This window comes from Roseomonas sp. E05, assembly GCF_030063475.1.
Classification (GTDB): Bacteria; Pseudomonadota; Alphaproteobacteria; order Acetobacterales; family Acetobacteraceae; genus Pseudoroseomonas.
On the sequence record NZ_JASIRT010000022.1, the window covers coordinates 24075 to 47627 of the forward strand.

The 23553-nt window shown below is 71.2% G+C and carries 25 protein-coding genes; 11 read left to right on the forward strand and 14 right to left on the reverse strand.

Annotated features, from left to right (window positions below; all coding sequences use genetic code 11):
* Positions 1-85: 85 nt before the first annotated feature.
* Complete coding sequence (locus QMO56_RS18560; protein ID WP_283528172.1) at positions 86-1264, reverse strand: homoserine O-acetyltransferase; 1179 nt, start codon at positions 1262-1264, stop codon at positions 86-88.
* A gap of 96 nt (positions 1265-1360) precedes the next feature.
* On the opposite strand from QMO56_RS18560, the gene QMO56_RS18565 reads away from it, so the two are divergent.
* Genes QMO56_RS18565 through QMO56_RS18575 form a run of 3 tightly spaced genes read left to right on the forward strand, consistent with a single transcriptional unit; the run spans position 1361 to position 4158 of the window.
* Entirely contained in the window at positions 1361-2188 is an 828-nt protein-coding gene (locus QMO56_RS18565) for a chorismate mutase (protein WP_283528174.1), read from the forward strand.
* A gap of 4 nt (positions 2189-2192) precedes the next feature.
* The gene (hisC, locus tag QMO56_RS18570; protein ID WP_283528176.1) at positions 2193-3278 is read left to right on the forward strand and encodes a histidinol-phosphate transaminase; all 1086 of its coding nucleotides are present in this window, start codon (positions 2193-2195) and stop codon (positions 3276-3278) included.
* Positions 3271-4158, forward strand: coding sequence for a prephenate/arogenate dehydrogenase family protein (locus tag QMO56_RS18575; protein WP_283528178.1), 888 nt, complete (start codon positions 3271-3273; stop codon positions 4156-4158). Before hisC ends, QMO56_RS18575 begins: the two co-directional genes overlap by 8 nt.
* A gap of 225 nt (positions 4159-4383) precedes the next feature.
* Here QMO56_RS18575 and QMO56_RS18580 read toward each other — a convergent pair whose 3' ends face one another.
* Complete coding sequence (locus QMO56_RS18580) at positions 4384-5274, reverse strand: LysR family transcriptional regulator (protein WP_283528180.1); 891 nt, start codon at positions 5272-5274, stop codon at positions 4384-4386.
* Positions 5275-5358: 84 nt separating this feature from the next.
* Here QMO56_RS18580 and QMO56_RS18585 point away from each other — a divergent pair, with 84 nt between their 5' ends.
* Positions 5359-6108, forward strand: a complete 750-nt coding sequence (locus tag QMO56_RS18585) for a TSUP family transporter (RefSeq protein ID WP_283528182.1) — start codon at positions 5359-5361, stop codon at positions 6106-6108.
* Positions 6109-6156: 48 nt separating this feature from the next.
* On the opposite strand, the gene QMO56_RS18590 is transcribed toward QMO56_RS18585, so the two are convergent.
* Both QMO56_RS18590 and QMO56_RS18595 read right to left on the reverse strand, forming a co-directional pair.
* Complete coding sequence (locus tag QMO56_RS18590; protein WP_283528184.1) at positions 6157-6435, reverse strand: hypothetical protein; 279 nt, start codon at positions 6433-6435, stop codon at positions 6157-6159.
* A 175-nt stretch (positions 6436-6610) separates the two neighbouring features.
* Positions 6611-8908 (reverse strand): mechanosensitive ion channel family protein, encoded by a 2298-nt coding sequence (locus QMO56_RS18595; protein ID WP_283528185.1) that lies wholly within the window; start codon positions 8906-8908, stop codon positions 6611-6613.
* A 110-nt stretch (positions 8909-9018) separates the two neighbouring features.
* Between QMO56_RS18595 and QMO56_RS18600 the strand changes: the two genes are divergently transcribed.
* From QMO56_RS18600 to QMO56_RS18615, 4 genes are all read left to right on the forward strand, one after another.
* A complete protein-coding gene (locus QMO56_RS18600) occupies positions 9019-9213 on the forward strand; it encodes a twin transmembrane helix small protein (protein ID WP_283528187.1) in 195 nt (64 codons plus the stop codon).
* A 189-nt stretch (positions 9214-9402) separates the two neighbouring features.
* Positions 9403-10149, forward strand: coding sequence for an electron transfer flavoprotein subunit beta/FixA family protein (locus QMO56_RS18605; protein ID WP_283528189.1), 747 nt, complete (start codon positions 9403-9405; stop codon positions 10147-10149).
* Positions 10150-10152: 3 nt separating this feature from the next.
* The gene (locus QMO56_RS18610) at positions 10153-11079 is read left to right on the forward strand and encodes an electron transfer flavoprotein subunit alpha/FixB family protein (protein WP_283528191.1); all 927 of its coding nucleotides are present in this window, start codon (positions 10153-10155) and stop codon (positions 11077-11079) included.
* 3 nt (positions 11080-11082) lie between these two features.
* On the forward strand, positions 11083-11976 hold the full coding sequence (locus QMO56_RS18615) for a 3-hydroxybutyryl-CoA dehydrogenase (protein WP_408906539.1): 894 nt from the start codon (positions 11083-11085) through the stop codon (positions 11974-11976).
* A 62-nt stretch (positions 11977-12038) separates the two neighbouring features.
* Here the strand turns inward: QMO56_RS18615 and QMO56_RS18620 are convergent, their stop codons facing one another.
* A complete protein-coding gene (locus QMO56_RS18620; protein ID WP_283528192.1) occupies positions 12039-12248 on the reverse strand; it encodes a hypothetical protein in 210 nt (69 codons plus the stop codon).
* 607 nt (positions 12249-12855) lie between these two features.
* Here QMO56_RS18620 and QMO56_RS18625 point away from each other — a divergent pair.
* Together QMO56_RS18625 and QMO56_RS18630 are read left to right on the forward strand one after the other, a co-directional pair.
* Complete coding sequence (locus tag QMO56_RS18625) at positions 12856-14031, forward strand: zinc-dependent alcohol dehydrogenase (RefSeq protein ID WP_283528194.1); 1176 nt, start codon at positions 12856-12858, stop codon at positions 14029-14031.
* 11 nt (positions 14032-14042) lie between these two features.
* A complete protein-coding gene (locus QMO56_RS18630) occupies positions 14043-14600 on the forward strand; it encodes a hypothetical protein (protein ID WP_283528196.1) in 558 nt (185 codons plus the stop codon).
* 99 nt (positions 14601-14699) lie between these two features.
* Here the strand turns inward: QMO56_RS18630 and radC are convergent, their stop codons facing one another.
* The 3 genes from radC to QMO56_RS18645 all read right to left on the reverse strand — a co-directional run bounded on the left by radC (position 14700) and on the right by QMO56_RS18645 (position 17029).
* Positions 14700-15590, reverse strand: coding sequence for a RadC family protein (gene radC, locus QMO56_RS18635; protein ID WP_283528197.1), 891 nt, complete (start codon positions 15588-15590; stop codon positions 14700-14702).
* Positions 15591-15707: 117 nt separating this feature from the next.
* Positions 15708-16214, reverse strand: coding sequence for a pyridoxamine 5'-phosphate oxidase family protein (locus QMO56_RS18640; protein ID WP_283528199.1), 507 nt, complete (start codon positions 16212-16214; stop codon positions 15708-15710).
* A gap of 116 nt (positions 16215-16330) precedes the next feature.
* The gene (locus QMO56_RS18645; protein WP_283528201.1) at positions 16331-17029 is read right to left on the reverse strand and encodes a CBS domain-containing protein; all 699 of its coding nucleotides are present in this window, start codon (positions 17027-17029) and stop codon (positions 16331-16333) included.
* A gap of 134 nt (positions 17030-17163) precedes the next feature.
* Here QMO56_RS18645 and QMO56_RS18650 point away from each other — a divergent pair, with 134 nt between their 5' ends.
* A complete protein-coding gene (locus QMO56_RS18650; RefSeq protein WP_283528202.1) occupies positions 17164-17811 on the forward strand; it encodes a YjbF family lipoprotein in 648 nt (215 codons plus the stop codon).
* Here QMO56_RS18650 and QMO56_RS18655 read toward each other — a convergent pair.
* From QMO56_RS18655 to QMO56_RS18680, 6 genes are all read right to left on the reverse strand, one after another.
* The gene (locus QMO56_RS18655; protein ID WP_283528203.1) at positions 17795-18850 is read right to left on the reverse strand and encodes a glycosyltransferase family 4 protein; all 1056 of its coding nucleotides are present in this window, start codon (positions 18848-18850) and stop codon (positions 17795-17797) included. The genes QMO56_RS18650 and QMO56_RS18655 overlap by 17 nt on opposite strands.
* Positions 18851-19011: 161 nt before the next feature.
* On the reverse strand, positions 19012-19767 hold the full coding sequence (locus tag QMO56_RS18660; RefSeq protein ID WP_283528204.1) for an FkbM family methyltransferase: 756 nt from the start codon (positions 19765-19767) through the stop codon (positions 19012-19014).
* Positions 19764-20615, reverse strand: a complete 852-nt coding sequence (locus tag QMO56_RS18665; protein WP_283528206.1) for a VOC family protein — start codon at positions 20613-20615, stop codon at positions 19764-19766. Before QMO56_RS18665 ends, QMO56_RS18660 begins: the two co-directional genes overlap by 4 nt.
* Positions 20612-21265, reverse strand: coding sequence for a glutathione S-transferase family protein (locus QMO56_RS18670; protein WP_283528208.1), 654 nt, complete (start codon positions 21263-21265; stop codon positions 20612-20614). The genes QMO56_RS18665 and QMO56_RS18670 overlap by 4 nt, the downstream gene beginning before the upstream one ends.
* Positions 21266-21350: 85 nt before the next feature.
* Positions 21351-22394 (reverse strand): NAD(P)/FAD-dependent oxidoreductase, encoded by a 1044-nt coding sequence (locus QMO56_RS18675; protein ID WP_283528210.1) that lies wholly within the window; start codon positions 22392-22394, stop codon positions 21351-21353.
* A gap of 119 nt (positions 22395-22513) precedes the next feature.
* Positions 22514-23536 (reverse strand): SDR family oxidoreductase, encoded by a 1023-nt coding sequence (locus tag QMO56_RS18680; RefSeq protein ID WP_283528211.1) that lies wholly within the window; start codon positions 23534-23536, stop codon positions 22514-22516.
* Positions 23537-23553: the final 17 nt, after the last annotated feature.

The window sequence follows — 23553 nt, forward strand, 5'->3', positions numbered from 1 at the left end:
ATCCAATCAGAGCGCCAGGAAAGGCGGGGTCCGGGGGGGATACTATCCCCCCGGCGGGGGTCCAGGGGGCGGCGCCCCCTGGCCTTCAGACGCCGACGCGCTCCGCCGCCCCGCGCAGGAAGCCGCCGAGCGCCGCATGGAACTCCGGCTCGTGCAGCAGGAAGGCGTCGTGTCCCTTGTCCGAGGCGATCTCGACGAAGGAGACGTTGGCGGCGGCGGCGTTCAGGGCCCGCACCAGGGCGCGGCTCTCGCTGGTCGGAAAGAGCCAGTCCGAGCTGAAGCTGGCCACGAAGAAGCGGGTGCGGGTGCCGCGGAAGGCCGCCGCGAGGTCGCCGCCATGCTCCTCCGCCAGGTCGAAATAGTCCATCGCCCGGGTGATGGTCAGGTAGGCGTTGGCATCGAAGCGGCGGACGAAGGTGCTGCCCTGGTGGCGGAGGTAGCTCTCCACCTCGAAGACGTCCTCCAGGAAGGTCAGCGCCGAGGCGCCGCGCAGCCGGCGGCCGAACTTGCGCGCCAGCGCCTCCTCCGAGAGGTAGGTGATGTGCGCGATCATGCGCGCCACCGAGAGGCCCTTGGCCGGGATCAGCCCCGGCACTTCCCAGTAGCGGCCGCCGCGCCAGTCCGGGTCGGCATGGATGGCGGCGCGGCCGACCTCGTCGAAGGCGATGTTCTGCGCGCTGTGGTAGCTGGCGGTGGCGATCGGCGCCGCCGCATGGACCATGTCGGGGTAGGTGGCGGCCCATTCCAGCACCTGCATGCCGCCCATCGAGCCGCCGACCACCGCGAGCAGACGCGCGATGCCGAAATGCTCCACCAGCTTGCACTGCGCCCGCACCATGTCGCGGATGGTGATGCTGGGGAAGTCGGTGCCCCAGGGGCGGGTCGTGCCGGTGCTGTCGGTCATCAGCGAGCGCGGGCCGGTGGAGCCCATGCAGCCGCCCAGCACATTGGCGCAGATGACGAAGAAGCGGTCGGTGTCGATCGGCTTGCCCGGGCCGACGATGGCCTCCCACCAGCCCGGCTTGCCGGTGAGGGGGTGGCGCTCGGCCAGGTACTGGTCGCCGGTCAGGGCGTGGCAGATCAGCACGGCATTGCTGCGCGTGGCGTTCAGCCGGCCATAGGTGCGATAGGCCACGTCGAGCGGCGCGACCACGGCGCCGCAGTCCAGCGCCAGTCCCTCGGGGAAGCGGACATGCTGGTGCGCCACCTCCGCCTGGAGGTCCGGGGGGGAAGGCACGGTCTGGGGGGGCGTGGCCTCGGTCATCGCGTGCCGATCAATAGGGGTGGTGGGCGCGCAGGTCCACAGATTGGCTGACCGCTTGGCGTAATGGCTGACCCGCTCTATTGCTGACCTGCCGCCATGCCCGACCAGACCCCGCCCGACCTGGCCTCCCTGCGCGTCGAGATCGACCGGATCGACGACGCCCTGCACGACCTGCTGATGCGCCGCGCCGACATCGTGGCGCATATGGCGGCCAGCCGGGTGAAGGCCGGCGCGCCCAGCTTCCGCCCGGGGCGGGAGGCGGAGATCCTGCGCCGCCTGCTGGAGCGCAACCGGGGTGCCCTGGCGCGCGGCACGGTGGTGCGGCTGTGGCGCGAGATCATCGCCGCCTCTCTGGCGCAGCAGGGTGCCTTCACCGTGGCGGTACCGGGCGAGCCGGGCGCCGACTCGCCCCTGGTCCGGCTGGCGCGGGCGCATTTCGGCCTGCCGACCCCGCTGAAGCTGCACGCCACCCCCTCCCGCGCCCTGGCCAGTGTCGCCAATGGCGAGGCGGCCGTCGCCGTGCTGCCCGCCCCGCAGGAGGGCGAGCGCCCCGAGGCCGCCTGGTGGGCGCAGCTGGAGCCTTCGCGCCTGCGCGTCGTGCTCGCCCTGCCCTTCCTGGCGCCGCAGGGGAATGGCGGCACGCCGGCCTATGCCGTGGCGCCGCTGGCGCCGGAGCCGACCGGGCGTGACCGCAGTCTGCTGCGCCTGGAGCCGGGGCCGGAGCATTCCCGCGCCCGCATCCAGGCGGCGCTCGCCGCCGCCGGCCTGGCGCCACGCTGGCTGCTGCGCCAGGACATGCCGACCCCGATGGCGCTCGCCGAGCTGGAGGGCTTCCTCACCGAGGCCGACCCGCGCCTCGCCGCCCTGCCCTTCCCCCGCATGCAGATCCTCGGCGCCTATGCCGAGCCCGAGCCGGAAGAATGAGCCGATGACCGTGCAGCCGCGCCCCTCCATCCTGTCGATCGAGCCTTATGTCGGCGGCGAGTCGAAGCTCCCGGGGGTGAACCGGATCATCAAGCTCTCCTCCAACGAGGGCGCCTTCGGCCCGCCGCCCGCGGCGATCGCGGCGATCACCGAGGCGGCGCGGGAGGCCCACCGCTATCCCGATGGCGGCGCCACCACCCTGCGCAACGCGCTCGGCAAGCGCTGGAACCTGGACCCCGCGCACATCGTCTGCGGCAACGGCTCGGACGAGCTGATCTCCCACCTCTGCCTCGCCTATGGCGGCGAGGGGACGGAGATCATCATGTCCGCCTATGGCTTCCTGATGTACGACATCGCCGGCCGCTATGCCGGCAGCCGCGTCATCAAGGTGCCGGAAAAGAACATGCTGGCCGATATCGACGGCATGCTCGCCGCCGTCGGCCCGCGCACCCGCATCGTCTTCCTGGCCAACCCGAACAACCCGACCGGTGCGCTGCTGCCCACCGCCGAGGTGGCGCGCCTGCGCGCCGGCCTGCGCGACGACATCCTGCTGGTGCTGGACAGCGCCTATGCCGAATACGTCACCGAGCCCGGCTACGATGCGGGCGCCGCGCTGGTGGACGCCGCCCCCAGCACCATCATGCTGCGCACCTTCAGCAAGATCTTCGGCCTGGGCGGCATGCGGATCGGCTGGGGCTATGGCGCGCCCGAGATCATCGAGACGCTGAACCGCGTGCGCGGCCCCTTCAACGTCGCCGCCGCCTCCCAGGCCGCCGCCACCGCCGCCCTCTCCGAACCGGGCTGGGTGGAGAAATGCGTCGCCCACAACAGCGAATGGCGCGACCGCATGGTGGCGGCGCTGGAGAAGGCCGGCCTCAAGGTCTGGCCGAGCCACACCAACTTCCTGCTGGTGGATTTCGGCTCCCCCGACGGCGCCAGGGCGGCCGACGCGAAGCTGAAGGCGCATGGGCTGATCGTGCGCGCCATGGCCGGCTACGGCCTGCCGGCCTGCCTGCGCATCACCATCGGCACCGCCGAGGAGTGCCAGATGGTGCTCGATGCGCTGACTGCCCCTGTGCCGCATGGCTGAGCCGGTCTTCAACCGCCTCTGCCTGATCGGGCTGGGGCTGATCGGCTCCTCCATCGCCCGCCTGGCGCGGGAGCGGGGCGATATCGCGCACACCCTGGTCGCCTGCGACACCGGCGTGGGCGTGGCGGCGCGCGTGAAGCAGCTCGGCCTCGCCGATGTGGTGGAGGTGGAGGCCACCCGCGCCGTCGAGGGCTGCGACGGCGTCCTCCTCTGCACCCCGGTCGGCACCTTCGGCCGCGTCATGGCGCAGATCGCGCCGCACCTCGCCCCCGGTGCGGTGCTGAGCGATGTGGGCTCGACCAAGGGCTCGGTGCTGCGCGATCTCCTGCCGCGGCTGCCCGAAGGCGTGCATCTCGTGCCCGGCCATCCGATGGCGGGCACCGAGCATTCCGGCCCCGATGCCGGTTTCGCCACCCTGTTCCAGGGCCGCTACACCATCCTGACTCCGCCGGAAGGCGCCGACCCGGCGGCGGTGGAGAAAATCGCCGAACTCTGGCGCCGCGCCGGGGCGATGATCGAAACCATGGATGCGGCCACCCATGACAAGGTGGTGGCCATCGTCTCCCACCTGCCACACCTGATCGCCTTCACCATCTGCTCGACCGCCGACGACCTGGCGCAGGAAACCCGCGAGCAGGTGCTGAAATTCGCCGCCTCCGGCTTCCGCGATTTCACCCGCATCGCCGCCAGCGACGTGGACATGTGGCGCGACGTTTTCCTCAACAACCGTGAGGCACTGCTGGAGATGCTGGCGCGCTTCTCGGAGGACGCGCATGCCCTGGGCCGCGCCGTGCGCTGGGGGCAGGCGGAATTCATCGAGGACCGCATCCGCCGCGGCCGCAAGATCCGCCACGGGCTGATCGAGCGGAAGCAGGCCTGAACCTTCCAGAGAGGGCTCCGCCCCTCTGGACATCCCCGCTGGGTGGCAATGCCCCCCCCCCGGCCCCGCCCTTCCCGGCGGCTCCCGGGCAGGCTTTCATCCCAGAGCGTTTTGACGAGCATCTTCACCCGTTCCGATGATGCCATCGGAACGGGATCTGCTCTAGCCCTCCCGCAACGGCGGCCAAGCGCAGCGGCCGCCCATCTGGCGGCGAGGTTTAAGGGGTCACTGTCCTTCCCGCGCGAGATGTTGGAACAGCCGGTCTGCCTGCGGCGTCAGCGTGGCGCCCGCCCGGGTGCAGAGCATCAGCCGGCGCACGGCCCAGGACTCCGCCAGCCGCCGGATGGCGAGGATGCGGCGGTGCCGGCGTGCGGCATTCTCCGGCAGGATGGCCACACCCGCCCCGGCCGCAACCATGCGGCAGGCGGCGTCGAAGCCCGGGGCGTGCGTCCGCAGCCGCAGCTGCCCACCGGCGCGGGTGGCCTGCGCCAGCAGATGGGCCTGCAAGGCACTGCCCGTGCCCAGGCCGACGAACTCCGCCGAGAGAGCCTCCGCCAGCCGCAGCGCCGGCCCGCTGGCGAGCCGATGCCCGCGCGGCGCCACCAGCACGAGGCGATCCGTACGGAACGGGGCACCGCAGAGGCCGGCCCTTCCTTCCAGCGCCCAGGCCGCGGCGATGCCAAGCTCCGCCGCGCCCGTCGTCACCGCGTCGAGCACGGCATGGCTTGGCCTCTCCTCCGGCTCCACGTCGATCAGTGGATGGGCGGCCAGGAAGGCGGGCAGTGCCTCGGGCAGGAACTCGGCGCAGGCGGCGCCATTGGCCGGCAGGCGCACCATGCCGCGCACGCCGCCGGCATGGTCCTTCAGCTCCGCCTCCAGCCGCGCGACCTGTGCCTGCACGGCGCGCGCATGGTGCAGCAGCGCCAATCCCGCCGGGGTAGGCCGCACGCCGCGCCGCCCCCGCTCCAGCAGCGTCACGCCCGCCCGTGCCTCCAGCCCGCGGATGCGCGTGCTGGCCGCCGCCAGCGCCAGGTTCACCCGCGCCGCGCCCGCAGTGATGCTGCCCTCCTCCAGAATGGCCAGGAACAGCCGCAGGTCGGTCAGGTCCAGGTGCATGCCACGTGCCTTCGCCTTCCGCGAAGCCAGCCTCGTCGAAAGCCGCATTGTGCCCGCCATGCCGCCGCCCGCAAGCTGCGCGGCATGACAAGCGATCTCTCCATGGTGCTGGCGGTGGCCGGCGTGTTCTTCCTGGCCGGGCTGGTGAAGGGGGTGGTCGGCCTTGGCCTGCCCACCGTCGCCATCGGGCTGCTCGGCCTGTTCCTGCCGCCCGCCGAAGCGGCGGCACTGCTGGTGCTGCCTTCGCTGCTGACGAATCTCTGGCAGGGCGCCTGGGGCGGCGCCCTGCTCCCCCTGCTGCGCCGTCTCGCGCCGCTGCTGCTCGGCATCCTCGCGGGCGCCGGGCTGGCGGCGCTGGCCGGGCTGGGGCTGGGTGAAAGCGGCGCGCGGACGGCGCGGCAGACCCTGGGGGTGGCCCTGCTGCTCTATGGGCTGCTCGGCCTGAGCGAGCGGCGGTTCACCCTCCCGCCCGGCGCCACCGGCTGGGCGGGCGCGGCGAGCGGTGCCGCCACCGGTCTGCTCACCGCCGCCACCGGTGTCTTCGTGCTGCCGGCGGTGCCCTATCTGCAGGCGCTGGGGCTGGAGCGGCAGAGACTGCTGCAGGGCATGGGGCTGGCCTTCAGCGCCTCGACCCTCGCCCTGGCAGCCACGCTCTCACGCCATGCCGCCCTGGGCGGCGCGGAACTCGGCGCCTCGGCGCTCGCCCTTGCCCCGGCGCTGCTCGGCATGGCCCTGGGGCAGCGGTTGCGCCTGCCCCCCATGCTGTTCCGGCGGGTGTTCTTCGCGTCCCTGGTGGCGCTCGGCGCACATCTGGCCCTGGCGACGGGCAGCTGAAGGAAAAACGGGGCCCGAGGCGCTGTCCCTCGGCCCCCTCCTCGGACTTCAGGCCGCCAGGCGGATGTGGCGGCCTTCCATCGCCTCCACACGGATCACACCGATGATCTGGCCCAGGTTGCCGGCCACGAGGTGCAGCATCTCGACCGGCATGGCGTCGAGCGCCACCTCGGTGCGCAGCAGCGCGCCCTCGCGCTGGGAGCGGACGCGGTCGGGTGTCAGGTCGCGCTTGGCGAAAGGTTCCAGCACACGGGAGAGCAGGCCCGGCGAGGCCTCGGCCACAACGGTGAAGCGGGCGGCCGTCAGGGCAGCGGAGCAATCGGACATCGGAAAAGGTTCCGGATCGAGCGGTTGGAAGAGGCTGCGCGGGGTTTCCCCGGCCGCTGCCCCCCGCAAGGCGCTCAGGCGGCCGGGCCGCTAATGATGATCCGGAAGGTCCGAATGCGGTCCATGTCAGGAAGGATAGGCGCTCCCCCGGCACGAGACAAGCCTCTCCCGAGCCTCACGGCTGCGGCGCGGAGGCGGCAGCGGGGGGCGGCACCGCCCCGGTAAAGACCACCTGCTGCCGGTGCGCCGGGATCTCGATGCCCAGCTCGTCGAAGCGATGCCGGATGCGGCGGTTCATCTCGCGCATCACGTCCCAGCGCTTGATCGGTTCGGTCTTGATCCGCACCCGCACCACCGGGCCATTGGTCTGCAGGCTGTCCACCCCCAGCACCTCCATGTCGTCGCGGATGGCCTGGCTCCACTTCGCCTCGCCGCGCATCTCCTGGCAGAGCCCCTGGAGCAGCTCGACGATGCGATCGGTGTTCTCCCGGTAGCTCACCTGCACGTCGAGCAGCGCGAAGGAGAAGTCGCGCGTCATGTTGGTGACGCTGGTGACGGTGCTGAACGGGATGATGTGCACGCTGCCATCCAGGTCGCGCAGCTTGATGGAGCGGATGGAAAGCTGCTCCACCACTCCCGCCTTGCCGCCCAGGTTGACCACGTCGCCCACCGCCATGGCGTCCTCGAACAGCAGGAAAATGCCGGTGATGACGTCCTGCACCAGCTTCTGCGAGCCGAAGCCCAGCGCCAGGCCGACCACGCCGGCGCCGGCCAGCAGCGGCGCCACGTTCACGCCGATCTGCGTCAGCAGGTTGAAGCCGACGAAGAGCAGGATCACCACCAGCAGGCTGGTGCGGAGCATCGGCAGCAGGGTGCGCACCCGGGCGCTGCGCGCCGCCTCGGCATCGCGCGAGAGCCGCTCCAGGTGCCGCCGCAGCGCGGCATTGGCCGCCTCCCAGACCAGCACGCCGGCCAGCACGGTCAGCGCGAAGGAGAGGCCGGAGCCGACCACCCGGCTGCCCAGCTCGCCGGGCGCGAACCAGGCGAAGGAGCCGATCCCCCAGACCTCCAGCAGGACCAGCAGGGTCAGCACCGTCAGCATGGCCGAGACACCGCCCTTCAGCAGCGGCAGGTAGTGGTTGGCGCGCGCCTCCAGGCCGGGATAGCGGTGCGCCAGGTCCGGCGCGATGCGGAAGCTGCCGGCCAGGACCCGGCGCAGGCCCATGTCGAGCCCCTTGGCGGCGGCCAGCACCATCAGGGTGAACAGGCTGGCGCGCAGCAGCCGGGTGAAGCCCTCCTCGATCCGCAGCGCCCAGACCGCCCAGAGCGCCAGCAGATAGAGAATGGCCAGCACGTGCCAGACCTCGGCCAGCCAGTCGCGGAAGCGGCGCAGCGCGGCGCGGGCACGGTGCGGCGCATCGCCCGGCTTGAGCGGCGGCGCGCGCAGGAACTGCGCCACCGCCACCCGGTTCTGCAGCACGATGATGCCGCAGAAGAAGGAAACAACCAGCAGCACCAGCCGCAGGATGGCGTCATAGGCCCCCCAGGGCAGGCCCAGCAGCAGTCCCGCCTCGGCCATGCCGTAGCCGCCCACCAGCACCACCGCGATGCGCCCGAGCCAGAGCGTCACATAGGCGGCCGTCAGGTCGGAGCAGGGCAGCAGCCGCAAGTGACGCGAGGCGGGCGAGAGCAGCATCCGGCTCAGCGCCATCACCAGCCGGCAGGCCAGATAGGCGTTGTTCGCCGTCAGCAGCACCAGCTCGGTGGTTGGCAGCGGCCGCACCGCCCCGATCAGTCCGTAGGAGACGAGGCCGAAGGCGGCGACCGGCAGCAGGTCGAGCAGCAGCCGCCCCATCACCAGCGGTACCCGCCGCAGCCAGCCCCAGCCATGCACGGCACGCGGCGCCATGCGGTCCAGCCGCGCGCGCTGCCCGGCCAGGGCGCGCTGCACCACCCACTCCGCCCAGATGCCGAGGCCGAACAGCAGCGCCAGCTTCCAGGAGGCGTCGATCACCCGCGCCTGGGTCACCGGGTCGCGCGCCAGCGAGGAGAACCAGGAGAGCAGGCCCGGCAGGTCGGTGACGGCCTGGGCGGCGGCGACGGCCTGCTCGGACAGCCAGGCGAGCCGCTGCGAGGCGCCGATCAGGATCTGCCCGCCCAGCGTGTTGGGAGCGAGCAGCGGTGCCTCGGGCGCCGCGGCGGCGGCCTCGGCCGCTGCGGGAGGCATGCCGCTGGCGGGAGCGGCCGGCGGAGGGGCCGCGGCGGGGGCGATGCGCGCCTCGGCGGCGGCCAGCGCTTCCAGGGTTCGCGTCAGCTCGGCCCGGCGCGCCTCGTCCCGCAGCAGGTTGAGCAGGCGCTGCGCCTCGCCCGGCCGCATGCCGGCGGCCGCAGCGGCCGGGGGTGCGGCGGGGGGCTGGGCCAGGGCCGGCAGCGCGAGGCCGCAGAGCAGCAGCAGGACGGGCAGGAGGCGCATGGAGGAGGGGCGAAGCCGATAAGACGGACCAGGTCAAGCCTCGTTACCAAAGGCCCCGGCGCCCCGCCGCCGGCGCTTGCACGGCCGTGAAACGGCGCTATCTCGCGTGGATGCAGACACTCCTCTCGATCCTGCTCGGCATCGCCATGCTCGCCACCTTCGGCGTCATGATGGCCGGCGTGCTGGGCGCGGTGCGCGGCGGGGCGGATGGCGCCCGCTCCAACCGCCTGATGCGCTGGCGCATCGGGCTGCAGGGCCTTTCGATCCTGCTCTTCCTGGCGCTGATGCTCAGCATGGGGCGCTGAACCGCACGGCCTCGTTGCGGCGCTCACCTTGCCTCGGGTAAGGCTGGCGCATAGGCTTTGCACCGCAACAGCGCCAAGACCGCCCCGCGAGGGGCGGCGGCATGCCCGTCGCGTCGCCCGGCCCCGGGCGGCGCCGGCCGGGCATGACCTTTGGAAACCCAGGTTGGAACAACAGGACACGGCCCGGCGATGAAGCTCCTCGTACCCATCAAGCGGGTGGTCGATTACAACGTGAAGGTCCGCGTGAAGGCGGACGGCACGGGCGTCGAGACGGCGAACGTGAAGATGTCGATGAACCCCTTCGACGAGATCGCCGTCGAGGAGGCGGTGCGGCTGAAGGAGAAGGGCGTGGCGACCGAGATCGTCGCCGTCTCCATCGGCCCGGCCCAGGCGCAGGAGCAGATCCGCACCGCGCTGGCCATGGGCGCCGACCGCGGCATCCTGGTCGAGGCCGAGGGCACCGAGCCGCTGGCCGTCGCCAAGATCCTGAAGGCGCTGGTCGGGCGCGAGTCGCCGCAGCTGGTCATCATGGGCAAGCAGGCGATCGACGACGACATGAACGCCACCGGCCAGATGCTGGCGGCGCTGCTCGGCTGGGCGCAGGGCACCTTCGCCAGCAAGGTCGAGATGGCCGAGGGCGAGGCGAAGGTGACGCGCGAGGTGGATGGCGGCCTGGAGACGGTCAGCCTGAAGCTGCCCGCCATCGTCACCACCGACCTGCGGCTGAACGAGCCGCGCTACGCGTCGCTGCCCAACATCATGAAGGCGCGCAAGAAGCCGATCGAGACGCTGAAGCCGGCCGATCTCGGCGTCGATGTCACCCCGCGCCTGACCACGCTGAAGGTCGAGGACCCGCCGAAGCGGCAGGCCGGCGTGAAGGTGCCGGACGTCGCCACGCTGGTGGACAAGCTGCGCAACGAAGCGAAGGTGATCTGAGCCATGGCCGTTCTCGTTCTCGCCGACCGCAGCGGCACGACCGTCAGCAACCCGACCCGCAGCACGGTGGCGGCCGCCTCGCAGATCGATTCCGACGTGCATGTGCTGGTGCTGGGCGATGCCGCGGCCGCGCAGGCGGCGGCCAAGCTGCCCGGCGTCACCAAGGTGATCCAGGCCGATGGCCCGGCCTATGAGCATGGGCTGGCCGAGCCGGCCGCCGCCCTGCTGGTGGCGCTGGCGCCCTCCTACACGCATCTGCTGGCCCCCGGCAGCGCCATGGGCAAGAACATCATGCCCCGCGTCGCCGCCCTGCTCGACGTGCAGATCCTCTCCGACATCTCCGGCGTGGAGGGGCCCGACACCTTCCGCCGCTTCATCTATGCCGGCAATGCGCTCGCCACGGTGAAGACCTCGGACGCCAAGAAGGTGCTGACCGTCCGCGCCGCCTCCTTCGACCCGGTGCCCGCCGAGGGCGGCAGCGCCACCGTGGAGCCGGCGCCGGGCGCCGAGGACCCGGGCATTTCCGCCTTCGTCGGCGCGCAGATCGCGCAGAGCGAGCGGCCGGAGCTGACCGCCGCCCGTGTCGTCATTTCCGGCGGCCGCGCGCTCGGCTCGGCGGAGAACTTCGCGATCCTCGACAAGGTGGCCGACAAGCTCGGCGCCGCGGTGGGTGCCTCCCGTGCCGCGGTGGATGCCGGCTACGCGCCGAACGACCACCAGGTCGGCCAGACCGGCAAGATCGTGGCACCCGAGCTCTACATCGCCGTCGGCATCTCGGGCGCCATCCAGCACCTGGCCGGCATGAAGGACAGCAAGGTGATCGTCGCCATCAACAAGGACGAGGAGGCGCCGATCTTCCAGGTGGCCGATTACGGCCTGGTGGGCGACCTGTTCACTCTCATCCCCGAGCTGGAAAAGGCGCTGGGCTGAGCCATGGCGATGACGGGTATCCCCGAGATCGCATCCGTCGGCGTCATCGGCGCCGGCCAGATGGGCAACGGCATCGCCCATGTGGCCGCGCTGGCCGGGCTGCCCGTCGTGCTGGTGGACGTGAAGGCCGAGGCGCTGGAGAAGGCGCTGGCGACCATGGCGAAGAACATGGACCGCCAGGTGGCCAAGGGCGCCCTCACCGCCGAGGCCAAGGAGGCGGCCCTCGGCCGCATCCGCACCGGCACCGAGATGGCCCTCCTCGGCGAGAGCGACATCGTCATCGAGGCGGCCACCGAGCGCGAGGAGCTCAAGCTCTCCCTCTTCAAGGCGGTCTGCCCGCTGCTGAAGCAGGAGGCCATCCTCGCCTCCAACACCTCATCGATCCCGATCACCCGCCTCGCCGCCGCCACCGACCGGCCCGAGCGCGTCATCGGCATGCACTTCATGAACCCGGTGCCGGTCATGAAGCTGGTCGAGATCATCCGCGGCATCGCCACCGACGAGCCGACCTTCGGCGCCGTGCTGGCGCTGGCCGGCAAGCTCGGCAAGGTCACGGCGGTCGCGCAGGACTACCCGGCCTTCATCGTCAACCGCGTCCTGATCCCGATGATCAACGAGGCGGTGCAGACGCTGCAGGAAGGGGTGGGCGACGTCCGTTCGATCGACACCGCGCTGAAGCTGGGCGCCAACCACCCGATGGGCCCGCTGGAGCTGGCGGACTTCATCGGGCTCGACACCTGCCTCGCCATCATGCGCGTGCTGCACGAGGGCATGGGCGACAGCAAGTATCGCCCCTCCCCGCTGCTGGTGAAGTATGTCGAGGCCGGCTGGCTCGGGCGGAAGAGCGGGCGCGGCTTCTACGACTACTCGCAGGACCCGCCGAAGGCCACGCGCTGACGCGGCAAGGCCCGGGATAGCGGTAGCCGGCCTGAGCGGAGCCAAGGCGCCGCTCAGGCCGGCTACCTGACCAGCAGGCTGGCCGGACCGGCGGCAAGCAAGAGTCGCTGCGGAGACCGGAGCCGCCGGAAGTCGCGGGGCGCCTCACGCCGGCGCGCCGCGATCGGGTCCAGCACCGCCATGGTCCCGTATCCGGCGAGGAGCAGGATCACCGAGGCGGGCATCCACGGTGAGAACAGCGCCGCCGCGCCCAGCGCGAGAAACCAGAGCATGGACCCGAGCTGCCCGAAGTTCGGGCCGCCCTCCTGCCGGAAGCTGGGGCCATGGCGGACGCCGGCAAGGAAGCGCACAGAATGGCGCCGGCCCAGGTGATGGTCCAGTGCAGGCCCAGCGATGCCGCCGGCCCGGCGGCGATCCAGACGGCCACGCCGCCGGCCAGGGCGGGCAGGACGACCGCATAGGCCGGCACCAGGCTTTCCGCCGGTGCCCGCGGGGCAGAGGGTCTTCCGATCGGGCCGCGAGCCGCGCCTGCTTCCTGTCCATGACCTTTCACAACGATCGTCGGTCATCAGGGCACGCGGACGTGCTCGCGCGGCGGAGTTGGCTGGCCCTGCGATATCCCTGCCAGCGGCCCCTCCCCCTGCCTTCCCGGTGCCGGGATGGGAGAGATGGTTGAACCGCCCGCCGGGAGGGCGGCGCTCTCCCGGCGGGCGGATCGGCCGAAAGCGGCTGCGTCCCGGCCACATGACGAGGCGGAGAGCCGAGGAACCCTCCGGTGATGACGATGTTACCGCACCCATGAGGCTTCGCGATCCGTAGGAGAGTCCGCGGGTCCGGAGCCAGGCGGATTGCGTTCATTTGCGCAGCGGAGGGCATGCGATGAAGGCCTTGGTTTGGCACGGCAAGCAGGACATCCGGTGCGACAGGGTTTCGGACCCCGAGATCGAGGACCCTCGTGACGCCATCATCCGGGTGACAAGCTGCGCCATCTGCGGCTCGGACCTACACCTCTTCCACAACTTCATCCCGGCCATGCTGCCCGGCGACATCATGGGCCACGAGGCCATGGGAGAAGTCGTCGAGGTGGGCTCCGCCGCGAAAAGCAAGCTCAGGACGGGCGACCGCATTGTTGTGCCCTTCACCATCATCTGCGGCGAATGCGACCAGTGCAAACGCGGCAATTTCTCCGTCTGCGAAAGGACGAACCGCAGGAAGGATCTCGCCGAGAAGGTCTTCGGCCACACCACGGCCGGGCTCTTCGGCTACACGCATCTGACCGGCGGGTATCCCGGTGGCCAGGCCGAATACCTTCGTGTGCCCTTCGCGGATGCCACCCACATCAAGGTGCCGGACAACCTGACGGATGAGCAGGTGCTCTTCCTCAGCGACATCTTTCCCACGGGGTGGCAGGCCGCGGCGCAGTGCGACATCGAGCCGACGGACACGGTGGCGATCTGGGGCTGCGGCCCGGTCGGCCAGATGGCGATCCGCAGCGCCATCCTGCTCGGGGCGAAGCAGGTGGTCGCGATCGACTGCGTTCCGGAGCGGCTCTCCATGGCCGAGGCGGGCGGCGCGATCCCCATCAACTTCGAGGAGGAGAGCGTCGTCGGGCGCCTGAATGACCTGACGGGCGGAAAAGGCCCGGAGAAGTGCATCGACGCCGTCGGCCTGGAAGCGCATGTCACGCCCAGCCTGCCCGATACGCTGCTGGACCGCGCCAAGCAGGCGATGCTGATGGAGAATGACCGCCCGCATGTCCTGCGCGAGATGATCTATGTCTGCCGGCCGGCGGGCATCATCTCCATCCCCGGCGTCTATAGCGGGCTGGTGGACAAGATCCCGATGGGCATGGCCATGAACAAGGGCCTGACCTTCCGCATGGGCCAGACGCATGTGAACCGCTGGACGGATGACCTCCTCCGCCGGATCGAGGAGGGGCAGATCGACCCCTCCTTCGTCATCACCCATACGGTGGGCCTGGAGGAAGGCCCGGAGATGTACAAGGTGTTCCGTGACAAGCAGGACAGCTGCGTCAAGGTTGTCCTCAAGCCCTGAGGGTGGGTTCCATGAACATGCTGGCGAAAGCCGCCGATATCGCCCGCTCGCCGGGTGACCCGAAGGTGCAGTCCACCGGGCCCAGTTCGCTCGGCGCGGCCGACCGCATGGCCCGTGGCCTGGGCTGGTTCAGCATCGGGCTCGGCGCGGCCGAACTGCTCGCTGCCAACCGCGTCGCGCGGGGCCTCGGCCTGGAAGGATACGAGTGGCTGATCCGCGGCTACGGCCTGCGGGAGGTCGCATCCGGCGTCGCATGCCTCTCGGCCAACCCGCTCCCAGGCGTCACGAGCCGGGTCGCGGGTGACGGGCTCGACATCCTGACGCTCCTTCCCGCCCTGCGCCATGACAATCCGAAGCGCGGCAACGCCGAGCTTGCGCTGCTTGCCGTTGCCGGCGTCACCCTGCTGGATGTGCTCTGCCAACAGGGACTGACCAGGCGGCACGCGCGCCCAAGCGGCCCACGGCGTGACTACCGGGATCGCTCGGGCTTCCCGAAGGGCCTGGCCGCTGCCCGGGGTGCCGTCCGCCAGGCCGGCGAGGCGCGCCCCGCCCTGCCCGGCATTGCGTGACCGGAGGCCCCGCGCCGGGCTTGCTGATGCCGGGGTCCGGGGTGGTTCAGCCACCCCGGCGGGAGGGTTCCAGGGAGGGCGGCGCCCGCCCTGGCCGGCCTAGAGCAGCCCCTCCCTCCGAAAGCTGAAATACCGCCCATTGCCGACGATCAGGTGGTCATGCACCACCACCGCGAAGAAGCTCCCGGCCTGCTTGATCTCCTGTGTCATCTCGACATCGGCGCGGCTGGGCGTGGGATCGCCGCTCGGATGGTTGTGCACCAGGATCAGGGCGGTGGCGTGCAGTTCCAGCGCCCGCTTCATCACCTCGCGCGGATAGACCGGCGTGTGGTTGACGGTGCCCTTGGCCTGGGGCTCGTCGGCGATCAGGCGGTTCTTGCTGTCGAGGAAGAGGATGCGGAACTGCTCGATCTTCTCGCGCGAGATGGCGGCGTTGAGATAGGTGATCAGCCGATCCCAGTTGTTGAGGACCGGCGCCTCCATCACCTCCGCCTTGGCGAGGCGGAGGGCGGCCGCCTGCACCAGCTTGATGGCGGCCACACTGTGCGGCCCCAGGCCGCGCGTCTCCAGCAGCACCTTCTGCGGTGCCGCCAGCACGCCGGCGAAGCTGCCGAAGCGGTTGATGAGGGATTTCGCCAGCGGCTTGGTATCGCCCTGCTTGAAGGCGAAGAAGAGCAGCATCTCAAGCAGTTCGTAGTCGGCCAGCGCATCCGGCCCACGCTCCAACAGCTTCTCCCGCATGCGGCCGCGATGGCCGTGAGGGCCGGTGCTGGTGAAGGGCGCCACCGCCTCCGGCCGCTCCGCCTCTGGTGCCGGAGCAGGCGAGGGCGGTGGCATCACCGGTGTGGCGCCGGAGAGCGAATCGAAATCGGCGCGGAGCGGACCCTCCGCAAAGCCCGGAGAAGCAGTGGGGCGCGCCAATGCATCCTGCGGCACAGCCTCAGGATGCAGCGGCGGGTTGGGCCGCACCTTCCCCCGGGAGTCGAACATCCTGGAGAGCCACGCTGCCATGGTACTCACCCACCCCGAGCGCCACCCTCCTGGTGGCAGACACTAACCTCTCATCAATTTTATGGTTCTTCAAGCAGAATTGATGCAGCCACGGCGTCAATCGCCGAAGCGGACTTTCGCATTCTCGCTGCTGTCCGGCTTGCCGCCCATCAGCGCCTGGGCATAGCCGTAGGCATAGCGCAGGTTGGAGGAGATGCCGTCCCAGTACTCGGCCCCTTCGACCGTCACGGCGATCAGTGCCACATCCTCGCCCTCCGGCCCCTGCGGCAGCCAGCTGCGCAGGCCCTCGGTCCAGAGCTCCTTCTTCTTCGCCACGTCGGTCACCACCCGGCCGCGCCCGAAGAGGGAGACGTAATCCTGGCTCTTGGTATCCGCATAACCGAGCAGGACGCGCGAGTCATGCGCCAGTTCCGCCACCTTCGGGCTGTCCTTGCGGGTGAAAAACCAGAGGGTGTGGCCGTCGGGGTCCGGCTTCTGGGTACGCATCGGGCGGCCGCGCAGGCGGCCCTGCTCGTCAAGGGTGACGAAGGTCGCGGTGGCGATGTCGGAGATCATCTCCCGCACCTTCATCCGCATCTCGTCCTCGTTGCGATCGGTCGGCATGGTTCGCTCCCTGGCTGTCTGCCGGGATGAACCCCCCGCCTCCGCCGGGGTTGCCCTCGGCCCGCGTCCCCCGCGGGCCGGGGGGCATGCCGGGGGAGACCCCCCCGGCCTTGCCGTCAGCTGCCGGCGAACAGGTAGGTCGGCATCGGCTGGGTCTTGTCCACCACGCCCTTCACGCCCGGCACCTGCTCGGCCAGCACCTTCAGGGCCCGCTGCACGGAGAGGCTGCGGCTGAAGCCGTGCAGCTCGACCACACCATCCTGCACGTCCACCAGGGTGTAGAAGGTGTCGGCCCAGGGCTCACGCTTCATCGCCGCCAGCACGGCGCGGCGCAGCCGCTCGTCGGAGTAGTTGCCCGCATCGATCTGCGGCGCCACCAGGGCGCGCAGAAGGTCGGCACGGCTGACCACGCCGCGCAGCTTGCCCTCCTCCACCACCAGCACGCGGCGGATGTTGTGCGTCTCCATCGTCTCGGCGACGGCGCCGACCTTCGTCCCGGGCGCGACGGTGATGACGTCGGTGGTCATCACCTCGGCGGCGGTGGTGCCGTGGCTGCAGGCATAGCGGTTGGCCAGCTGGTCCATGTTGGCGAAGAGCTGGCGCAGCAGCCCCATCGGCGGCTTGTCGGCGCCGGCCAGGCGGCGGATGAGGTCTGCCTCCGTGACGATCCCGAGCAGCGCGCCGTCCGGCCCCACCACCGGCACGGCGGAGATGCCGCGCTCCGCCAGCAGATGGGCGACGGCCAGGAACGGCGTCTCCGGTGGCACGGTGACGACGTCGGGCGTCATGATGTCCTTGGCGGTCGGCATGGTCATGGGTCCGGCTCCTCTTTTGTGCCGGGGAGGATGCGCCGCACCGGGTGGGTGCGCCTTGATCCCGATCAATATAGGCCGGCCGTTTCCGGAACAAAGCAGGTGATCACGGACGCGTGATAATCTAGACTAAGGCCATGCGCGCTGCCCTGCTCGGCCTTCTCCTGCTGCTGCCCGGCTGCATCGGCCTCCCTGCCCTTCCGGAGCTTTCCGCCCTTCCCGGCCTCTCCGCGCTCTGGGAGGCGCCGCCCCCCGAAGCGGAGCCCGACCCGCCGCAGGCGATGGCACGGCCTCCGGAGGACACGCCCTCCATCCGGCTCGCCTGGCGCGGCAGCCGGGCGCTGGCGCTGCTGATCCAGGAGAACGGCGAGAACCGCCTCTGGCGCAGCGCCGGCGGGCTGGCAGTGGCGACCGACGGCGCCCGCATCGTCGCCACCGCAGGGCTGCGGGAATGGATCGCCAGCACCCGGCTCGATGGCCCCGACCCGCTGGACGAGCCACTGGCACTGGTCGGGCAATCCGCGACCCTGCGGCGGCAGGTGGACCTGATGCGGAGCGACCGCTCGCCCGACAGCATGCGCTTCGGCCTGGCGCTGAACTGCCGCCTGACGGCCAGCATGGAAGGCGCCGCGGTGCTGGTGCTGGAGCATTGCCGCCGCCGCGGCGGCGGCAGTTTCACCAATCGCTACTGGGCCGATCCGCAGTCGGGCGGCATCTACCGCTCGGAGCAGTGGGTGGGCGAGGCCGGGATGATGCGGCTGGAGGTGGTCAACCCACCCAGCTGAGCCCGGCGCGCCGCACCCGCGCCGCGACATAGGCGAGCCAGAGCAGTTGCACCGCCAGCGGCGGCAGGATGATCAGCGGCTTCACGTCCGGCGCCAGGCGCAGGAACAGTAGCGCCAGCGCCCCATGGAAGGCCGTGAAGCCCCAATGCACCGCCGCCACCGCTCCCATCGGCATGCCGCTGCGCTGCGCCATCTGGTAGAGATGGGTGCGGTGCGGCGCGCTGAGCGGCTCGCTCATGACGGCGCGGCGCAGCAGGGTGAAGCCGGTGTCGAAGAGCAGCGCGAAGAGCAGCAGCGGCACCAGCAGGAAGGAGAGCTGCGCCACATCAAGCCGCGCGGCCGCCACCCCCAGCACCGCCAGCATGAAGCCGAGGAACTGGCTGCCGACATCGCCCATGAAGATGCGGGCCGGGCTCAGGTTGAAGGGCAGGAAGCCGAGGATGCCGGCGGCCAGGATCAGGCAGGCGGCGTAGATGAACCAGCCGTTCTGGAGCTCCGCCACGAAGCCGAGCCCGACGCAGGCGATCAGCACCGTGCCGCCGATCAGCCCGTCCAGCCCGTCCATGAAGTTCACCGCGTTGGTGCAGGCGATGATCCAGAACAGCGTCAGCACGGCGCCGAGCGGGCCGAGTTCGAGGATGCCGTACCAGGGCAGCGCCAGGCGGTCCACCACCAGCCCGCTGCCGACCGCCACCAGGGCGGCAAGGCCCTGGGCCGCCAGCTTCACCACGAAGCGAAAGTCGCGGATGTCGTCCAGCAGCGCCACCACGGCGATCGCCACCGCCGCCAGGATGACGCCGATGAAGCGGCGATCCGCCATGCGCGCGAAATCGGCCACCTGGTAGAGCACCAGCATGCCCAGGATGAAGGCGCAGACGATGCCGACACCGCCCCCCTTCGGCGTGGGGCGGCTGTGCGCCTTGCGGTGGTCGGGGTGGTCGAGGATCGGGAAGGCGATCATCAGCCGCACCAGCATGGCGGAAAGCGCCGCCAGCCCGGCCGCGAAGGTCAGGTGCTGCAGGAAGGCGTAGGAGGTCATCGAACGAGGCCCAGCGAGAGGAATCGGGGGGGCGTCGCCCCCTTAAGCTCCCCCCATCAGGAAACCGGGTTTCCCGGACCTTCCCTTCGGGGGAGGTGCAGGAACCTGAGGTTCCTGCCGGGGGGTGTCCAGAGGGGGGGCGGCGCCCCCCTTTGGCCGCGCTATGTCACCCGCGCCTCCTCCAGGCTGGCGTAGATATCCCCGGAATTGGCCGCGTCGGGCAGCGCCTCCAGCCAGCGCGCCATGGTGCCGGCATGCACCGGCCCTTCCAGCACGAAGCGCATCTCCTCACCGAGGCAGGCATTGAAGCTGTACTCGCCCAGCCCCTCCAGGGCGTCGAGGCAGTCCAGCGCGACCCGGCGCTGAATGGTGGTGAACTCGAAGGACAGGCTTCGCACCGGCTTCGACAGCCCGGCCAGCGCCGTGGCCTCGAAACCCTCGATGTCGAGCTTGATGAAGGCGGCCTCGCCATGCGCCTCGATCAGCGCGTCGAGCGTGGTGACGGGCGCGGCGATGGCGCCGTCCCAGACCTGCCCCTCCCACCCCGGCGCCCCCTCCGCGGCGGAGATGAAGGCCTCCGAGGCGGTGGCAATGGTCGGGTTGGCGCTGTTCAGGTGGAGGCGGCCCAGCCCCTGCTGGCTGCCCACCAGCGTGCCGAGGACGGTCACCCCCTCGTCCTTCCCGAACAGCCGGCCCAGCAGTCGGACCAGCCGCGGCTGCGGCTCCACCGCCACCACGCGGGCGCCGAGCCGCCGCAGGCTGGCGGTCCGGTCGCCGACATGGGCGCCGATGTCGAAGGCCAGATCTTCCGCCGCCACGAAGCGGCCGAGGAAGGCATCCAGCGCCTCCGCGCGGCCGGGAGCGTAGTAGGTGCGCAGCGAGCGGCCGATGGCGCGCGCGTTCGGGGCAAGGCTCATGGCCGGAATACCAGCGCGGCGCCCCCGGCCAGTTCGGGTGGCACCATCAGCCCCTCCGGCGCCGTGCGGAGCGGCAGGCCGCCAAGCAGGCGGCGGACGGCGGCATTGCCATCCTCTGTCCGCACCGTGAAGCCGGCGAGAAACGGCAGTGCGGGGGCGGTGACGCCGGGCAGCACGGCCTCCAGCGCCTCCGCCGGCAGGATGCGCACCCGCCCGCGCGGCAGGGGCAGCACGTAGCCCCCCGCCGGGTCCGGCTCCAGCGGATGCCCGGTCAGGCGCGAAAGCGCGGCGGCGCTGGCGGCCGGCTCCGGCGCCACCAGCACCACGCTCTCCAGCGCCACGGCGCGGTTCGGGTGCTCCATCCAGCGCGCCTGCCACAGCAGCTCGGGCGTGTGGTGCTGGATCAGTTGCAGCCGCCCTTCCGGCGCGTCCGGCAGCGGCAGGCGGGAGAAGCGGGCGCGCGGCCCATCCGGCGCATCCACCGGGCGCTCCAGATGCGCGACCCCCGGGATCTCCAGCCCGGCGCGGCGCAGCCGGGCCAGCTCGGCTTCCGCATCCGCGATGCCGAAGGCGAGGATGTGCATCCCCGCATAGCGGTCGAGGAAGCCGCCCAGCCCGTTGTCGAAGCGCGCCGGCTCCAGGATGGCCAGCAGCTCCAGATAGCCCTCGCGCAGCATCGCGCAGCGGTTGCCGGTGGCGAGCGGCTCGAGCGGCGCACCGGGCGCGCGCCGGCCGGACTGCCGCGCCACCGGCGTCAGCCGGAAGCCCAGCCGCTCATAGGCGGCCCAGAGCGCCGGCCCGTCCCGCGTGCCGAGCCCGACATGGTCGAGGCTGGCGGCGCCGCTCACGGCTGCGGCTCGTATTTCGGCAGGCGCCATTCCGCCGGCTCGGCCGCCGCCTCGTCGTACCAGCGCCGCACCAGCGGATGCGCGCGCACAGCATCCACATAGGCCCGGCTGGCCTCCGAGAGCTCCGGCTCCCAGGTCAGGAAGCGGCACGCCACGGGCGCGAACATCGCATCCGCCGCGCCGAAGCCCGCGCCGAACAGGAAGGGCCCGCCCGAGTTCAGAAGCGCCTCGCGCCAGATCGCCTCGATGCGGGCGATGTCGGCCAGCGCCTCCGGGGTGCGGCCCTGGCCGGGGAAGCGGTTCAGGATGGTCATCGGCATGGCCATGCGCAGGCCGCGGAAGCCGGCATGCATCTCCGCCGCCATGCTGCGGGCCTGGGCGCGCGCCACCGGATCGGCCGGCCAGAGGGAGGGCGCGGTCTCGGCGCAATACTCGATGATCGCCAGGCTCTCCCAGATGCGGGCCCCGCGATGCTCCAGATAGGGCACCGTGCCGGAAGGCGTGGCCTCCTTCACCGCCGCGGTGGCGCCCCCGGCCAGCGGGATCACCACCTCCTCGACCTCCAGGCCGGCCAGGCGAACCGCCAGCCAGCCGCGCAGCGACCAGGAGGAATACATCTTGGTGCCGATGAAAAGGCGCCCCTCGGCCATTCCGCATCTCCTTCCGCGTCGGCCAGAGGGGGCGCCGCCCCCTCTGGAACTCCCCCGCCAGGACCCTGAGGGTCCTGGACCTGCCTCAGCCCAGCGGCACGCCCTTCGACGTGCTGTACTCGAAATGCAGCGCCTCGCCCGGGAAGATGCGCGGATGAATGGCATGCGCCGCCATCGCCGCCTCCGAGAAGCCCTGCAGGATCAGCTTCAGCTTGCCGGGATAGGTGGCGATGTCACCGATCGCGTGGATGCCCGGGATGTTGGTGGCGCAGGTGGAAGGCTCCACCATGACGTGGCTGCGCTCCAGGCCCAGGCCCCACTCCGCGATCGGGCCGAGTTCCATGGACAGGCCGAAGAAGGCCAGCAGGTGGTCCGCCGGCACCGCCTTCTCCTCGCCTTTCAGCGTCGCCAGCACCACATGGTCCAGCTCGCCGCCGCTGCCGCGCAGGCCGTGCAGCTGGTAGGGGATGGCCAGCTCGATCTCGCCCCGTTCGGCGGCGGCCTCCATCTGCGCCACGCTCTCCGGCGCGGCGCGGAACTTCGGGCGGCGATGCACCACCGTCACCCGCGCGGCCACGTCCTTCAGGCTGAGCGCCCAGTCCACCGCCGAGTCGCCACCACCGGCGATCACCACGCGCTTGTTCCGGAACTCCTCGCGCCGCGCCACCATATAGCGCACCGCGCCGGTCGCCTCATAGGCGGCCAGGTCATTGAGCGGCGGACGGTTGGGGCCGAAGGCGCCGGCCCCGGCGGCCAGGATCACCGCCCTGGCCCGCACCACCTCGCCCTTGCTGGTGCGCAGCTCGAACAGGCCGCCCTCCTGCTCCTTCAGCGCCTCGACGCGGCGGCCGAGCAGATAGACCGGCGCGAAGGGCGCGGCCTGCGCCTCCAGCCGCTCGATCAGCTCGCCGCCGGCGATCGCGGGATGGGCGGGAATGTCGTAGATCGGCTTCTCCGGATAGAGCGCGGCGCATTGCCCGCCGATCGCCTCCAGCGTGTCGATCACCACGCATTTCATCCGCAGCATGCCGCATTCGAACACCGCGAACAGGCCGGTGGGGCCGGCGCCGATGATGGCAACATCGGCCTCCACCGCGACATGCGCCGTCTCGGGGGAATGATCGAGCATGGGGAACAGTACCTCCGCGTCCGGCTGCCGTGCATAGAGGCTTTGGCCAGCGACGGCAAAGGGGCGGCGGCAAAGGGCGGCCCTCCCCTAAGGGCCGCCGCCTTCCCCGGATGCGCCGCTCAGGGCCAGCCGACGCCGCCGGTCTCGCCGTAGATCTGCCCCGTGGTGTAGCTGGAGGTGGCCGCCGCCAGCTCGACATAGACCGAGGCCAGCTCCACCGGCTGGCCGGGCCGCCCCATCGGCGTGCTGCTGCCGAAGGTCTTCAGTCCGTCGGCGGTCTGCCCGCCGCCGACCTGCAGCGGCGTCCAGAACGGCCCGGGGGCCACGCCGTTCACGCGGATGCCCTGCCCGATCACCTGCTTGGCGAGCCCCCGCACGAAGATCGCGTTCGCCGCCTTGGTGCAGGCATAGTCGAGAATGTACTCGGAGGGCCGCTGCGCGTTGATCGAGCTGGTGCAGATGATCGCCGAGCCCGCCGGCATCTGCGGCAGCGCCGCCTTCACGATCCAGAACATCGCATAGACGTTCGTCTTCATCGTCTGGTCGAACTGCTCGGTCGAGATGTCCAGGATGGACTTCTGCGCATGCTGGTAGGCCGCGTTGCTGACCAGGATGTCGAGTCCGCCGAGCTGCTGCACCGCCTGGTCCACCAGGCTCTTGCAGAAGGCCTCCTCGCGGATGTCGCCGGGGATCAGCACCGCCTTGCGCCCGGCCTTGCGGATGAGGTCCGCGACATCGCGCGCATCCGGCTCCTCGGCGGGGAGATAGTTGATGGCGACATCCGCGCCCTCGCGCGCATAGGCGATGGCCGCAGCCCGGCCGATGCCGGAATCCCCGCCGGTGATCAGCGCCTTGCGGCCGGTGAGCCGGCCCGAGCCCTTGTAGCTCTCCTCGCCGCAGTCGGGCACCGGCGTCATCTTCGACTGCAGCGCCGGCCAGGGCTGGGTCTGCATTTCGAAGGGCGGCTTGGGGAAGCGGTCCTGCGGGTTGGACAAGGCAGGCGCGGCGCCGGCCTGCCCGGAGACGGAGCCGGAGCCGGAGGCCGTCTGCGCCATGGCGGGCGCGGCGACCACCGAGGCGATCCCTCCGGCGGCCATGCCGCGGAAGACGTCGCGACGGGAGGGGGAGGTATCGTCGGTCATGCGGCAGGGCCTCTCTG